General features: G+C 55.0%; 12 protein-coding genes. 3 read left to right on the top strand and 9 right to left on the bottom strand.

Going from position 1 to position 13973, the window contains the following annotated elements; genetic code table 11:
* Positions 1-125: 125 nt before the first annotated feature.
* The 9 genes from AC0YNV_RS35835 to AC0YNV_RS35795 form a co-directional block, all read right to left on the bottom strand.
* A complete protein-coding gene (locus tag AC0YNV_RS35835) occupies positions 126-890 on the bottom strand; it encodes a sugar phosphate isomerase/epimerase family protein (protein WP_475772324.1) in 765 nt (254 codons plus the stop codon).
* 88 nt (positions 891-978) lie between these two features.
* Positions 979-2136 (bottom strand): Gfo/Idh/MocA family protein, encoded by a 1158-nt coding sequence (locus tag AC0YNV_RS35830; protein WP_475772323.1) that lies wholly within the window; start codon positions 2134-2136, stop codon positions 979-981.
* Between the two features lie 30 nt (positions 2137-2166).
* Positions 2167-2862: a hypothetical protein gene (locus AC0YNV_RS35825; protein WP_475772322.1), complete on the bottom strand. Its 696-nt coding sequence runs from the start codon at positions 2860-2862 to the stop codon at positions 2167-2169.
* A gap of 29 nt (positions 2863-2891) precedes the next feature.
* Complete coding sequence (locus AC0YNV_RS35820) at positions 2892-3776, bottom strand: HAD family hydrolase (protein ID WP_475772321.1); 885 nt, start codon at positions 3774-3776, stop codon at positions 2892-2894.
* On the bottom strand, positions 3748-4914 hold the full coding sequence (locus AC0YNV_RS35815) for an ABC transporter ATP-binding protein (protein WP_475772320.1): 1167 nt from the start codon (positions 4912-4914) through the stop codon (positions 3748-3750). Before AC0YNV_RS35815 ends, AC0YNV_RS35820 begins: the two co-directional genes overlap by 29 nt.
* Before the next feature lie 13 nt (positions 4915-4927).
* Complete coding sequence (locus AC0YNV_RS35810) at positions 4928-5833, bottom strand: carbohydrate ABC transporter permease (RefSeq protein ID WP_475772319.1); 906 nt, start codon at positions 5831-5833, stop codon at positions 4928-4930.
* A 28-nt stretch (positions 5834-5861) separates the two neighbouring features.
* Positions 5862-6812, bottom strand: a complete 951-nt coding sequence (locus AC0YNV_RS35805) for a carbohydrate ABC transporter permease (protein ID WP_475772318.1) — start codon at positions 6810-6812, stop codon at positions 5862-5864.
* A gap of 10 nt (positions 6813-6822) precedes the next feature.
* A complete protein-coding gene (locus AC0YNV_RS35800; RefSeq protein ID WP_475772317.1) occupies positions 6823-8289 on the bottom strand; it encodes an ABC transporter substrate-binding protein in 1467 nt (488 codons plus the stop codon).
* Between the two features lie 70 nt (positions 8290-8359).
* On the bottom strand, positions 8360-9067 hold the full coding sequence (locus tag AC0YNV_RS35795; RefSeq protein ID WP_475772316.1) for a GntR family transcriptional regulator: 708 nt from the start codon (positions 9065-9067) through the stop codon (positions 8360-8362).
* A gap of 545 nt (positions 9068-9612) precedes the next feature.
* Between AC0YNV_RS35795 and AC0YNV_RS35790 the strand changes: the two genes are divergently transcribed.
* The 3 genes from AC0YNV_RS35790 (at position 9613) to AC0YNV_RS35780 (ending at position 13758) form a co-directional block, all read left to right on the top strand.
* Entirely contained in the window at positions 9613-11739 is a 2127-nt protein-coding gene (locus AC0YNV_RS35790; protein ID WP_475772315.1) for an MGH1-like glycoside hydrolase domain-containing protein, read from the top strand.
* Between the two features lie 158 nt (positions 11740-11897).
* Entirely contained in the window at positions 11898-12884 is a 987-nt protein-coding gene (locus tag AC0YNV_RS35785) for an ABC transporter permease (RefSeq protein ID WP_475772314.1), read from the top strand.
* On the top strand, positions 12880-13758 hold the full coding sequence (locus AC0YNV_RS35780) for a carbohydrate ABC transporter permease (RefSeq protein WP_475772380.1): 879 nt from the start codon (positions 12880-12882) through the stop codon (positions 13756-13758). Before AC0YNV_RS35785 ends, AC0YNV_RS35780 begins: the two co-directional genes overlap by 5 nt.
* The last annotated feature ends 215 nt before the right edge of the window (positions 13759-13973 follow it).

The following is a 13973-nucleotide window of genomic DNA, read 5'->3' as shown; positions in this document are numbered from 1 at the left end:
GATCTGTAGCATTACTGTTATCTTATCATGTTAATACCCCGCGGCTGATAAAGTTCTGTTATCAAGGTGATCGAATTTTATTATGAATCAGCATTTTCGGGCTTGAAAATGAAATATATCGGGTGTTAGTCAGCCCAACTGCTGAGGGTGCGATAGCTGACCGCCAGGCTTTCGAAAGGGTCTCCCGGACATTTATCCTGTTCTACAACATACCACTCTACGCCAGTCTCCCGGCATGCCTCGATAACGGCTGGCCAGTCCATATTTCCTTCGCCAATCTCTGCAAACACCTGCGTGTCGTCCACGATCGCCATATCCTTCAAATGTACGACCTTCATCCGCCCCTCAACCTTGCGGACCCATTTCACGGGATCGGCGCCTCCTGCTTGAACCCAGTACGTGTCCAGTTCAAATCCGACATGCGCAGCATCCGATGCATCCAGCAGCCACTCCAGACCAGGCTTGCCTTCAAATTTCTCAAATTCAAACTTATGATTATGATAAATAAGCTCAAGTCCCGCCTCGGACAGCTTCGCGCCGATACCGGACAGAGTACGGGCCATATCCTGATAGCCTGCCAGGCCGGTTCTGAATTCGGCAGGCATCGATCCAATTCCGACGTAGCGGCAGCCCCAGGATTGGTGAACCTTCATAACGGACTCCAGATCATGAAGCAGCCAGTCAAATGGAACATGCGTTGCGCAAATCGTCAATCCGTGCCGCTGGCACATTTCCCGGACAGCCTCCGGCTCAATGGGGCCAATACCGGATACCTGCACCGCCTCATAACCGATCTCCTTGATCTTTTTGAGGGAAGCATCCAGATCCTCGGCAGTTTTCGTGAAATTACGCACTGTATATAATTGGGCGGCTATTTGGCTTTTTTTCATAATGGAAAACACTCCTCGGTTTCAATTTGTCCATCGGGGCGGAAAGGAGCAGCGCAATTAAACGACGATAGATGGTTAAAGCGTTGCGCTAAAGATCGGAAGGCTTGTCTGCTGTCTCCGCACTGGCCTGCTTCTGGAAGCTGGACTCCGCGATACGTTTATTCAGCTCGGCCTCATGCAGATTCTCGTCAAATGGCAGATCGACCCAGCCGTCCAGCCAGGTGGACAGATGCATGGCATTGGAAATCGTAAGCCCGGCAATTCCTTCCTCGCCGGGGGCAACCAGCTGCGCTCCATGCAGCACCGCATCCGTGAAATTCTGAAGAATGCCGGCATGCTCCGGGCTCGGACCTTGAGAAGGAATTTCGAACTTCCAGACCTCCGGCGAACCGAAGGAGCTGGTATTGCGTTTATTGAATTCGGTCTCCGATTCACGAAGCCGCCAGAAGGTCATTTTTCCGTCCTCGATGACGATTTTGCCGCGGTCGCCCGACACCTCCAGCCGATTGGTGCCCGGAGCCTCCGACGTTGAAGTAATAAAGACGCCTGTAGCGCCATTCTCATATTCCGCGTAGGCGGTCACATCATTCTCCACCTCGATGTCGCGGTGCTTGCCCATCTGGCAGAATGCGCGAATCCGCGTCGGCATCATGCCGATGGTCCACTGCCACAGATCAAGCTGATGAGGGCATTGATTGATCAGAACGCCGCCGCCCTCGCCGCCCCAGGTCGCGCGCCAGGTTCCGGAATCGTAATAAGCCTGCGAGCGGTACCAGTTCGTAATAATCCAGTTGGTCCGGCGGATTTCCCCGAGCTCTCCGGAGGAGATCAATTCGCGGAGCTTCTGATAGAGCGGATTCATCCGCTGGTTGTAGACGATACCGAACTTGGTGCCGCTCTTCGCGGCAGTTTCGTTCATTTCACGCACCTGTTTGACATAGACGCCTGCAGGCTTTTCGATCAGAACATGCATGCCTTTGCCAAAAGCCTTGATCGCTTCCGAAGGATGATCGTAATGCGGAGTGGCCACGATAACCGCATCCACGAGTCCGGAATCGATCATTGCGGTAGAATCTTCAAAAACCTTCACATCCGGCAGATGCTTTCGGGCCAATTCGCGTTTGGACTCGAACAAGTCGCATACGGCTGTCAGTATGGCGCCTTTAATTTTACCGGCCTGCAGCAGTTTGATATGACCGGATCCCATGTTGCCGATCCCGATAATTCCATAACGAAGCTTGCTCATCTCATTTCCTCCATCATTTCCTTGGAACCGTTATTTGCGGGGAGCCAGAAAAACAACGCCGACCTTGGCGGTCGTGATATCCGACCGGTCCGGACCCGGAACGATTTCGCTTATGCGGACGTCATACTTGTCGTCCAGGCGGTTCAACCCGTCGTAGGCGACAATGGCTTCGCCCCGGATAGTGCCGTATAGAACGAGCTCCACGCCAAGCGGATCGTGAACCTTCTCGTTCTTATCCTTGATGGTGCCGCCCATATAGGCCTCATATTCGCCTGTGCATCCGCAATACGGGCATTCGTCGACATACGGATGGAACTTCTTGGGACGGTCAACCTCATAGTGCACGCTGGCAGCCACTTGATAATAGCGGCCCTCAGCAGTCTCGACCGGATTTCCCGCGTAAAGCGGGGAGTAATAAAACCTCAGATGCACGCAGTGATCGTGGCTTCTTGCACCGTCCGGACCCAAATGAACGGGCTGAAGGCCCCGTCTGCGGGCAAACGCGTCGCAGCCCTCGCCTGTATGCGCATAGCCGAAATCATTGTACATGTCGGTGCATTCTTCAAGCAGCTGCATAACCAGAGTAATCGCAGCCCTGTAATTGGCTGCCAGCGACTCATGCACCAGAACCCAGATGTTGGGGTAGCGCGGTGCGGAGCTGGGGAATATCGTTCCCGGCGGCAGCTCGTTTTCGGATAAAATCGCATGATTGGTAGGGGTCATCATCGTTGTCGCATCTCCTTTTAATTGTTTCGTCAGGTACCCGGCCATCCATGCCCGGACGGCCAGGTGGACTCCGCAAAATCAATGACATCAAGCAGCGCCGATTTCTCGTTGCTGCGGGCAAGCACATGCGCGGCGGCGGCCTTGACGACGGGATTGGCGTTCGCGACGGCAAACCCGTTGCGGACCGAGCCGATCATCTCCAGGTCGTTCAGATTATCTCCGACAGCAGCGAAGCCGTCCGCTTCCGCTCCGACCAGACGAATCATCGCCGACAAGGCGATGCTCTTGTTGATCCCGGAAGGCAGCACCTCAAGCAGCTGCCGCTCGGACTGGACGGTATTAAGCGGGATTGCGGATGCGGCTTTTTGAAAGCTGATAATTTCGGCTTCTGGCCCAAGCAGCATAAGCTTGGTGACTTTGCCGGAGATGGACTCCATCCACAGCGGCGAAGCCGTCTCAATGACGACGCCATCCTTGCGCATCTGCTGCTTTACCTGCTCCGACATAGCTGTACAGAATATGCCCTCCTGGTGAAACAGCAGCAGATCGAGTTGTCCGGCGGTACCGGCCTCCTCGTACATGCGCATAACATGGCGGACTGCGGGAGGTTCCAGATAGTGCTCCGTCAGATAGGTGCCCGAGACCGGATCATAGATGCGGGCGCCGTTGAACAAAATAACAGGTGATGTCACCTGAAGCAACGAGATAAACGGCATGGCCGCGCTCAAGGTTCTTCCTGTAGCGAACGTGAAGCGTCCGCCCGATTGGGTGAAGCAGGCGATGCGCCGGACAAGCTCGGGAGGAATCTGCTGTTTGGAATCAAGCAGCGTACCATCCAGATCGGAGACGATCCAGCGGATCGGTATGCGCTGCCCGGTTTGTTGATTAGAGGGAATAGGCTGCTTGTTTAACAAAAGGCATGTCTCCCGTTTCACTTATTTTCGGCTGTCCGCCCGCGGCGGGCAGCCGAAGGTTCTCGCCCGATTCCCGGTCGAACAGGTAGTAATCGGCGTCCAGCCGAATGGCGATTTCCTGATGCTCATCAAGAGATTCGGCCATATCGGCATACACCTTTATGACTGTATCGCCAATCCGGATATGAACGAGGCGCTCTCTTCCGGTAAATTCAACCGAAGCGACTCTGCCTCTTAAATCGGTTTCCCTGAATTGGTCGGTTGCCGTGATCAGCGAGACCTGATGGGGACGGAAGGCAAGCCGCATCTGTTGACCCTGATGCAGAGCGCTGAGCCCGGACCCGCCATTCACGGGAATAGTCTGGCCTGTATCTGCTATCTGCAGGCAGCCGTCGGCGCGCCAGCTGCACATCAATTCATTCATTGCGGGCATGCCGAGAAAATTGGCGACGAACCAGTTTGCAGGAGCGTTGTACAGCTGAAGCGGAGTGCCGATCTGCTGCAGTTCCCCGGCGTTCATCACGGCAATTTTGTCGGACATGGAGAGTGCCTCTTCCTGATCATGCGTGACCATAATGGTCGTAATGCCCAGTTCCTTCTGCAGCCGCCTGATTTCTTCGCGCATATTTCCCCGCAGATTGGCGTCCAGGCTGGACAAGGGCTCATCGAGCAGCAGCAGCCCCGGCCGTTTCACAACCGCCCGGGCAATGGCGACCCGCTGGCGCTGTCCGCCGGAGAGCTGGCCCGGCTTGCGCCGCAGATAATCGCTCATCTGCACCATCCGCGCCGCCTCTTCGGACCGCTGCACTCTTTCTCTGCGGGCAACACCCATATTTTTCAGCGGAAATTCGATATTTTTCAGAACATTCATATTCGGATACAGCGCGGAATTCTGAAACACCATGCCGATTCGCCGATCCTTCGGCAGCACGTTGTTCACCCGGTGCCCGTCGAACAGGATATCTCCCTGCGTAGGCGGGAAGATGCCCGCAATCATCAGCAGCGTGGTGGACTTGCCGCAGCCGCTCGGGCCCAGAATCGTCATCAGCTCGCCGTCCTGCACCGACAGGCTCAGGTCCTTGACGGACGGCGCTTCCGCTTCGTAGCGTTTGGAAACATGCTGCAGTTCAATGCGCATGACGAAGCCTCCTTTACATTTTCATTCTCATCAGCGCGCGCTGGGAGAAGAAATACAGAATCAGGCATGGCAGCATATAGAAGCTGCCCACTGCCATCACGACGCCATAGCTTGCCGTGGACGTCTCCGAGAACAGACTCCGGACGATCAGCGAAAGCGTGTTGATATTGTCGTCAAACAAGAAAACCGAAACCATGATATATTCGCCCCAGCCGCTCAGAAAAGCAAACAGGGAGACCGCCACGATTCCCGGCCAGACGAGCGGCAGATAGACTGCCATGAATGTCTTGATCCGGCTGCTGCCGTCTACGCTGGAGGCCCATTCGAGCTCCTTGGGCACATCGTCGAAGAAGCCCTTGATAATCCAGGTCGACATGCCGAGTCCGGCAAAGCCCTTCAGCAGAATGATGCCGCCGAGCGTATTGATCAGCCCCAGCTCGTTGAGAATATAGAAGGAAGCGATCAGCGACGTCACGGCAGGGAAGGCGTGAGTAAGCATCGTGGAGTGCAGCAGTCCGTTCTTCCCCGGGAAATTGGCCCGGGAAATGACATAGCCCGCCATCAGGCCGGCAGACACCTCCAGCACGGAGGAGCCGACGGCAATGATCAGCGTATTGGCAAAAATGCCCCAGATGCTCGGATAAACCATGCCGTCAACCTTAAGCTCCGACCAGAGGAAGCTCCAGTTCTGAAAGGTAAAGCCATGCGGCATAATGCCGTTGACCATCTCGCCGCCGAATGAAATCAGAATAAGCCATACATAAATAAACAGCAGCGGTACCGTCACAATGGTCAACAGGACGATCGATAATAGATTGGGCAGTCCCCTGATGCGTCCGATCCGGACCGGCGGCGTAAAGCTCTCCGATCGAACCGGACGAACCGGCAGTGTACCGGCTTCAACCGTTTTGCCTGGCATGATGTATAAAGCCTCCTTTCGTCGCCCGTCAGCGGGCGCCTCCCATTAATTTGCGGAAGCCGAACAACCGGTACGACACCACCATGGCTATGACAATGATGGGCAGTATGAACAGCGAGATTGCCGAGCCATAGCCAAAATCCAATGTGAAGAATGCCGTATGGAACGCGTAGAGCGCCCAGGTCTCCGAGCGGTTGGCCGGCCCGCCGTCGGTCAGCAGCAGGATGGATTCGTAGCTGGTGAGCAGGCCGAGCCCCTGCCATACCGCAAGAAAGGTAAGCGGCCACCGGAGGAAAGGAACGATCAGCTTCCATAGAATGCTCCATTCGGTGGCTCCATCCACGCGGGCAACATAGAAGTAGGATTTGTCCACGGCCTGCAGCGCAGAAGAGAATACGATCATGGACAGCGTAGAACCCATGACTCCCGACAGCAGAATATTGATCAGCATCGGGTATTTATCCAGCCAGGCTACAGGCTCCCAGCCGTACCAGGCATGCATAATCGTATTAAGCACACCGTACTTGCTGGGGCTTAGAATCCATGTCCAGAGCAGCGCCTCGACCACGCCCGGCGATACGCGGGGAAGCAGCCAGATCGTTCTGAACAGGGAACCGACCGTCTGATTGCGCACATAATGGGTGGTCGTTACCGCAATGACAAATCCCCAGGCGATCTGTATGACCAGCGTCGATATGACGAACAGGACCGTATTGGCGATAATGAGCCCGACCTTGGGGTCGATCAGCGCTTTGCGGAAATTCGTCAGCCCGCTGAAATCAAAGCGAAGCGCCGAGTCCATCGAGGTGAAGGCGATCAGGATGACGATGACAGCCGTCGCGGCAAACAGGACGAATTGATTAAACAAAAACGGACTCAGCATCATTCCCGAGATGCCGTATTCCCGCAGCTTGCCGCGCAATCCCCCAGCTTCCTGCTGGGGGAATTGCGGTTTGGTATCGTTATGCATAGCTTTCATGCCGACCACATCACTTTACCGTAAATTTGTCAAGATTCAGCTTCATTTGCTCTTCCATCCACTTCACCGTTTCTTCGGGGCTTTTGCCTGAAGCGATGTTTTTGATGGCATCCGTATAAATTTTTGCGAATTTGGGCTGATCGGGATCATTCGGAATGAATTTCGAATAGTTGATCAAATAGCTGTTGGCATTCAGCCATACGTTGTCTTTGATCTGCTCCTGACCCTCCTTCGTGAACGGAAGATGCGAGCTTTGCTCGTCATGCTCCTTCTGCAGCTCCGGCGCGCTGACATAGGTCAGCAGGCGTTTGGCCAGCTCGGGGTACTTCGTTTGCTTGCTGACGACGTATGTCCATGGTCCGGATACGGTGACGGGCTTGCCGCCTTTCTCCGTAGGAGGCATCAGCATAACGCCGATATTTTGCATAATGAAGTCCGTCGAAACATTCCCCTGCGTTTTCTCCATGCCGCGCGTTCTCCATTTCGCTTCATCCCAGACGCCGGCGACCATGAACATCGATTCTCCGTTGATCATCGCCTTCAGGTTGTCGTCCTTGGGAGCTGCGAGCGCAGCTGCAGGCAGCACCTTGGAATCGAGCAGCTGTTTGATCCACTGCAGCGTATCGGTCATATGGGCTTTATCCAGCACATATTCAGCCTTCTCCTGGTCATACATCTCCACATTGTGACTGTAGAAGAGGAGAGCCAGGTCGCTCTGGCCGGTAGTCGGCACAAACCCGTTCTGGACAATCTTCTGGTCGACGGCGTCCTTGGCGATCTTGTCCATGTCGTCCATCGTGAATTCGCCCTTCTCGACCTTGCCCGGCAGCTCCGCGATCTGCTCGTCCGTCCAGCCAAGCTTCTTCAGCGCAGGCTTCCAGAAATAGACCGGGCGGGCTTCCGTATCCTGAATGACGCCCCAGACGCTCTTATCCCAGGTCACCGCATCCCAGTAGCCGGCAATCTGGTTTTTGAAGACGTCTTCTTTCTCAATTCCGTCGAGATTCAGCAGATAATCCCCGTCCGCCATCCAGCCGATATTGGAAAAGGTGGTCGCATAGATATCGGAGGCATTGCCCGATTTGGAGGCAAAGATGAAATTTTGCTTGAAATCCTCGTCTGCCAGCGGCTTAACGACGGCGTTGACCTTGACCCGCTGCTTGGCGTTTTCCTTTTCCAGCTGGGCATTGAGCATATCGGCAGCTTTAATGAAATTGTTCGCCCGGGCCGGAGCGGAGGAGTCGGGTGTCATGACTTCGATCGGCACGATTTCCACATCCCCGGTCGTCTGAACGATGTTCTCCTTCGTGCCGCCTGTATCGATATCCGAGGCCGTATTGGGGTTCTGGCCGCTTTCCACCTGTTTCGTATTGTTGGCTGTTTCCTGAACGGCCTGTCCGCATCCGGAAAGCAGCAGAGTCAGTACGGCAATAATTGCGGCAGTGTACTTCCATTGAAGCATGGGCTGGATTTTCACGTAGCATTCTCCTCGACAAATGAATTTTGGACAATCGGATGCTCAGGCGATGAAATCGCGAAGCCGAATCTCAGGTACGCCTGACAAAAAAACGGATCATATCGTTGCGCATAAAGTCGTACGAGAGAAAGACCGGCGCCCCCTTCGCATCGTAATGCACCTGAATGAATTTCAGCAGGGGGGAATTGCTCATCTTCAGACGATACGGGAGCATGTCCTCGTCCGTCACGGCGCATATTTCCATCAGCGCCTCCGAGATCGTAATGCCATACTTCTGACTGAGGCATTTGGTCAATGAGCCGGGCTCGAACTTCTCCGGAAAATCGGCTCCCACAATACTTTGGGGAAGGATGTTTTTGGAATAGACCACCGGCTCGCGGTTGGCCGTTCGAATCCGGTCGATGACAAATACAACGTCCTGGCTGTTCAGATCCAGCAGTTGAATTTCTTGCGCATCGGGCTTGCGTTTGAAAATCTGAACCTCCAGATCGCCTTCGGTCAAATTCGCGTTCCGAATCAGCTCGGTGATGCTGGAAAAGCGGTTGATGGTGCTTTTCATATGCTGGCCCTGACGCCGCACATAATAACCCGAACCCTGGATGCCGTGAATCCGCCCAAGCTCGATCAATTGCTTGAGTGATCTGCGGATCGTTTCCCGGCTTACCTCGAACCGGCTGCACAGCTCCTTCTCCGTCGGCAGTCTCTCGCCTTCATTGAAGAGTCCCTGATCAATTTCCCGGATGAGAGTAGCGCAGATATCTGAATAACGATTTGTCATAATGGACTCCATTCACTCCTTGCCATGGCCACAACTTAGGATGATCACCTGTATTCAGCATAAGTGCCGAATGTTAGTAGGGAATAAAGAAAAGTGCGACGAATGCTAACTGCATGTAAAGCTTCGGTTAATTTGTCTATATAAATTTTTCCTTTTCTCCGGATGAAGTGCCTGTTTTCAAGGGAAATAGGGGTTTTGGTGAGCGTATGGGGGAATCTGGATCATAATTTGTCTAGAACAATTTTTGAGAAGGAGGTTTGATGCCGAAAGGGCAGCGGCATGACATGTTCAGCGCGGTGCAGGCCCGCATAACGTTCACGCCTGATTTCAACCCCCGCTTCACAGGCCGGAAATGAATGCTCCGCAAAAGAAATTGAATACGATGCGCCTTCAAAAGCCTCATCCCTCCGAGGAACGCCCAAACTGCCCCGGAAATGAATATCGACCTGAACCGGAACCGTCCTTACGATTAAGGAGGGCAATGTCCGCGCCATGAACATGTTCAAGCGGACAATGCAAACTGCAGTGTAAGGACCGGTGAAACGATGAATTTTCAATTGGATGACTTTGCTTTCGATTTGCGGGCGAGCCTCGCACCAGCCCATCATATCTGGGTGGGAAGCGGCCGAGGCACGGTCGCTCCCCTTGCCAATACTGCGGCAGGCGTGAAAGGCTTGTTCTTCCCGCCGTTCGCGGCGCGCGACGTTCAGCTGCTGCTGGATATCGAGGCCGACGGGCATGCGGTAAGCGATACCGGGAATTTGGGGAAGGGGGACTGCGGGCTGCTGTACGCAGGGGGCGAGTGGCGGCCGGACCGGATTACGCGCCGAGGCACGTATCATTATATGCACGAAGGCCGGCTCATCTCCTTATTTGTCCGGAGCAGTCTCGTACCGCTGGCGGACAGCACCGGGTTTGTGCTGAGCGCGACAATCGTCAACCGCACGGACCGGAGCATGCCAGTTGGCGTTAAGCCTCGTCTGACGCCGGGGCGCCTCCGCTTCCAGCCGCTGGACGACTGGGATTATGGGCACCCTGAGCCGGGAGAATCGGCGCAGATGATTGCCCCTGGTATTTGGAAGAATGAGGAAGCGCGGCTGACGCTGCTTCAGGATGACGAGCGGTCATCCCTGCTGGCTCCGGGTGAGGAAGCGGTATACCGCTTGTCCGTTGTGCTGACGCGTTGCGGCGAGGAATGTCCGCATGGAAGCTTGGCGGATTGGGAGAAACGGACGGAAGATGTGTGGCGGGAGCGTATTGAACGGATGTGCGGCTCCGTGCCCCGTCTGGAAAGCGATATTCCCGGGCTGGACGAATATTATAACCGTTCCCTTGTCAGCGGATTGGTCTGCATGTGGGAGCATCCGGATTTCGCCATGACGCCTTTCCCGGTTGTATCCGGCATGGAGGGAGCGGGAGTTTGCTGCTATCCGTGGGATACGGGCGGCTACGCGGGAAGAATGCTTGCCATGATGATCGGCAGCGGCAAAATGATTGAGCTGGCGACGCTTATGGCCAATAGCGGCATCGAGAGCCATTCGAGATTTTCGCCAAGCGGAGCCGGCAAGGACGTGCCCTATTCCTACAATATGTGGTCGTTCTTTAATCTGGTGTGGAGCAATATGCAGCAGAACGGCGAAGGACGACAGCTGTACGGGACGATGCACAGGCTGCTGCTGAGCGAGGAGGAGAGGTTTCCTGCCCGCTGGGAGCTGCTCGATTACGGCAGCCAGCATAATTTGCTGGAAATGAGAAGCGCCGCGCATGAGCATATCGTCGCAAGTCCCAACGCCGAGCGGGCCTGGTGCTATGATCTGCTGGCGGACCTGGCCGAACATCCGGATGTTCGGGGCAGCGGCGAAAATGCCCGTCCAGGCCGGAATGCCGGGCAGATGGAAGCCGGGGAGGAAGAAGCTCAAGGGAACGCGCCGACCGCACAAGCCGCGGTCGAACAAGCGGCGTTATGGCGGAACAAGGCGGAGCGGATCCGGCAGTCGATACGGGATCATCTGTGGGATGAAGAGGCGGGGTGGTTCAATTGCGTCTACCCGGACGGGCATCAGGAACGGGTGTACACGATCCAGGCATACGATGCCCTGCGGATGGGCGTGTGCACCGAATCGATGAAGGATGCTCTGCTGTCGCATCTGCGGGAAGGCGCGTTTCTCGCTCCTTATGGAGTAAGCAGCATATCGGCGGAAGATCCGCTGCATTATGAGTTGAACGATCCGGATTGGTCGGGTGGAGGCTGCTACACGGGAGAAGCATCCATGCTTGCCCTTATCTTATGGGAAGCCGGCGAATCCGCGAAGGCTTGGGATGTCTTAAGGAGATTGCTATGGATGGGTCAACATTTGCCGTATTTCCCCCAGGAGCATTATTGCGACCGTCCGGCGGTGCCGGCTCATAAACGGGCGAACGTCATCGCCGGCCTATCCGGCGCCGAAGCCATTTTGTTCGGGATGGCGGGTCTGCAGCCCGCACCGGACGGATCGCTTAAGGTATTTCCGCAGCCGCCCTCCGAGGGACGGGTTTCCATCACGGGATATGTGCACAGGGGACGCCGCATCGACATCCATATGAAGCCGGCTCATTGCGAGATCGTCTGCGACGGGATAACAGTCTATGAAGGCATGCCCGCTTTAATCGTCATCCCATGCGGGACTGAATAGAAGATGATAAGCAAGTGGCAGAAAATGAATATTTTTGCCCGTTATATACCGCTTTTGCCTTTCATGCGGGCAACTGGGAACATAATGATTATCGACGGAAACGGAAGCCCGGCATTACGATGGGGGTGTCAACGTTTTCAGGGAAAGGTGGGTTCAAGATGAGAAGGGCGGCGGCTTCAAAGCCGGGGAACCGGGCGGACGGCAGCGCAATCTGGCCGCAACCGTCCGAACGGGGATATTTCAGGCAGCTGTTGCTGGATATTGGCAAGGAGAAACTGCTGTATGCCATGCTGCTTCCCGGCCTCTTATTTTTTGTGTTGTTCAAGTATCTGCCGATGCTTGGCGTCGTTATTGCATTTCAGGACTATCAGCCGTTCGCGGGCATTCTTCACAGCCAATGGGTCGGCTTGAAGCATTTCCAGCGCTTCTTCGCCGATCCGGCCTTCTGGATGCTGTTCCGCAATACACTGGTGCTGGCGGTGTACAATCTGCTCTTCTTCTTCCCGCTGCCTATTATATTGGCGCTTATGCTGAACGAGGTGCGGAAGCAGGCGTACAAGCGGATTGTGCAGACGGTCATTTACGTTCCGCATTTTATTTCATGGGTCGTCGTGGCCGGGTTGACGTACACGATGCTGACTACGGAAGGAGGGATCGTCAACGAAGCGCTCGCTTCCATCGGCGGGGACAAAATCAACTTCCTGCTGAGCCCCGACTGGTTCCGCACAATGATCACCTCGCAGGTCATCTGGAAGGAAATGGGCTGGGGGACGGTTATTTTCCTGGCAGCGCTGGCTGGCGTCGACCTGCAGCAGTACGAAGCTGCACGCATCGACGGTGCCAACCGCTGGCAGCAATTATGGCATATCACGCTGCCTGCGCTCAAGACGACGATCGTGATTCTCCTTATTCTGCGGCTGGGCAGCTTTCTCGATTCGGGCTTCGAGCAAATTTTCCTTATGCTGAATTCCGGAAACCGCGACGTGGCGGAAGTGTTCGATACGTATGCCTATACGTCCGGCCTGCTCAATGCGCAGTTCAGCTACAGCACCACAGTCGGATTGTTCAAATCGGTCGTCAGCCTCATTCTCGTTCTGTCAGCCAATACGCTGGTGAAGAAATTCGGCGAGGAAGGGGTGTATTAGCTTGGGGAATCGCACATGGGGCGGCAGAGCGTTCGACGCGGCCAATTATACACTGCTGGCGGTTATCGGCCTTATTACCGTTCTGCCGTTTCTGTTTGTCATATCCGGTTCGCTGGTCAGCTCGGAGGAGCTGCTCGTCAAAAAAATCGTGTTTATTCCGACGAATATTTCATGGGATGCGTACCGGTTTATTTTTGCCACAAAAGTCATTTACCAAAGCTTGCTGAACACCGTGCTCATCACCGTCGTCGGAACCTTCATCAACCTTCTGATGACGACGCTGATGGCCTATCCGCTCTCCAAAAAAACGCTGCGCGGGCGAAGCAAGATCATGCTGCTTGTCGTATTTACGATGCTCTTCAACGGGGGCATCATTCCGACGTACCTCGTCGTCAAAAGCTTCAGCATGCTGGATACGTATTGGTCGCTCTGGATTCCGTCCGCGATCAGCGCGTTCAATCTGATCCTGCTGCGCAACTTCTTCCAGCAGCTTCCCGAAGGGCTGGAGGAATCGGCCAAAATCGACGGCTGCAACGAGCTGCGCATTCTATTCTCTATCGTGCTGCCGCTGTCGCTGCCGGCGATGGCCACCTTCGCGCTGTTTTATGCCGTAGGGCACTGGAATTCGTTCTTCAGCGCTGTTATTTATATCAACGATTCGAATATGTGGCCGATTCAGGTGTGGCTGCGGCAGATCGTCATGCTGTCGGCGGGCGGCTTCGGCGACGCCGGGGCGTTGTCGGAGGTCGTCGTTCCGCCGGAGAGCATCAAATATTCGGTTATCGTGGTGGCGGCGCTGCCGGTCCTTCTGCTTTATCCGCTGCTGCAGAAGCATTTTGCCAAGGGTGTATTGCTCGGTTCGGTAAAAGGATAACCGGCCTCTGAGCATATGCGGGCTGTCTTATATGCAGCGGGAAGAAACGAACTGCACCGCCGTCGGTGGTCGGCGGCAGCCAGTTCTTCTTCCCTTATCGAATCTGCAAGTTTCAGGTCTATAAATTTCTATAAGGTTTCAGGGAAGAAACGAACTGCACCGCCGCCGGTGGTCGGCGGCAGCCGGTTCTTCTTATATAATTACAATAACGGAGG

Source organism: Paenibacillus sp. JT31N11 (assembly GCF_056269285.1).
The sequence above is the reverse complement of the archived record's forward strand: the minus strand, read 5'-3'. Positions and strand labels throughout refer to the sequence as shown.

What these genes read in the sequence shown, in the direction of transcription:
- AC0YNV_RS35810 (WP_475772319.1), bottom strand. Translation starts at nt 5,833, where the DNA reads ATGCCAGGCAAAACGGTTGAAGCCGGTACACTGCCGGTTCGTCCGGTT.
- AC0YNV_RS35795 (WP_475772316.1), bottom strand. Translation starts at nt 9,067, where the DNA reads ATGACAAATCGTTATTCAGATATCTGCGCTACTCTCATCCGGGAAATT.
- AC0YNV_RS35815 (WP_475772320.1), bottom strand. Translation starts at nt 4,914, where the DNA reads ATGCGCATTGAACTGCAGCATGTTTCCAAACGCTACGAAGCGGAAGCG.
- AC0YNV_RS35805 (WP_475772318.1), bottom strand. Translation starts at nt 6,812, where the DNA reads ATGAAAGCTATGCATAACGATACCAAACCGCAATTCCCCCAGCAGGAA.
- AC0YNV_RS35830 (WP_475772323.1), bottom strand. Translation starts at nt 2,136, where the DNA reads ATGAGCAAGCTTCGTTATGGAATTATCGGGATCGGCAACATGGGATCC.
- AC0YNV_RS35825 (WP_475772322.1), bottom strand. Translation starts at nt 2,862, where the DNA reads ATGATGACCCCTACCAATCATGCGATTTTATCCGAAAACGAGCTGCCG.
- AC0YNV_RS35790 (WP_475772315.1), top strand. Translation starts at nt 9,613, where the DNA reads ATGAATTTTCAATTGGATGACTTTGCTTTCGATTTGCGGGCGAGCCTC.
- AC0YNV_RS35835 (WP_475772324.1), bottom strand. Translation starts at nt 890, where the DNA reads ATGAAAAAAAGCCAAATAGCCGCCCAATTATATACAGTGCGTAATTTC.
- AC0YNV_RS35785 (WP_475772314.1), top strand. Translation starts at nt 11,898, where the DNA reads ATGAGAAGGGCGGCGGCTTCAAAGCCGGGGAACCGGGCGGACGGCAGC.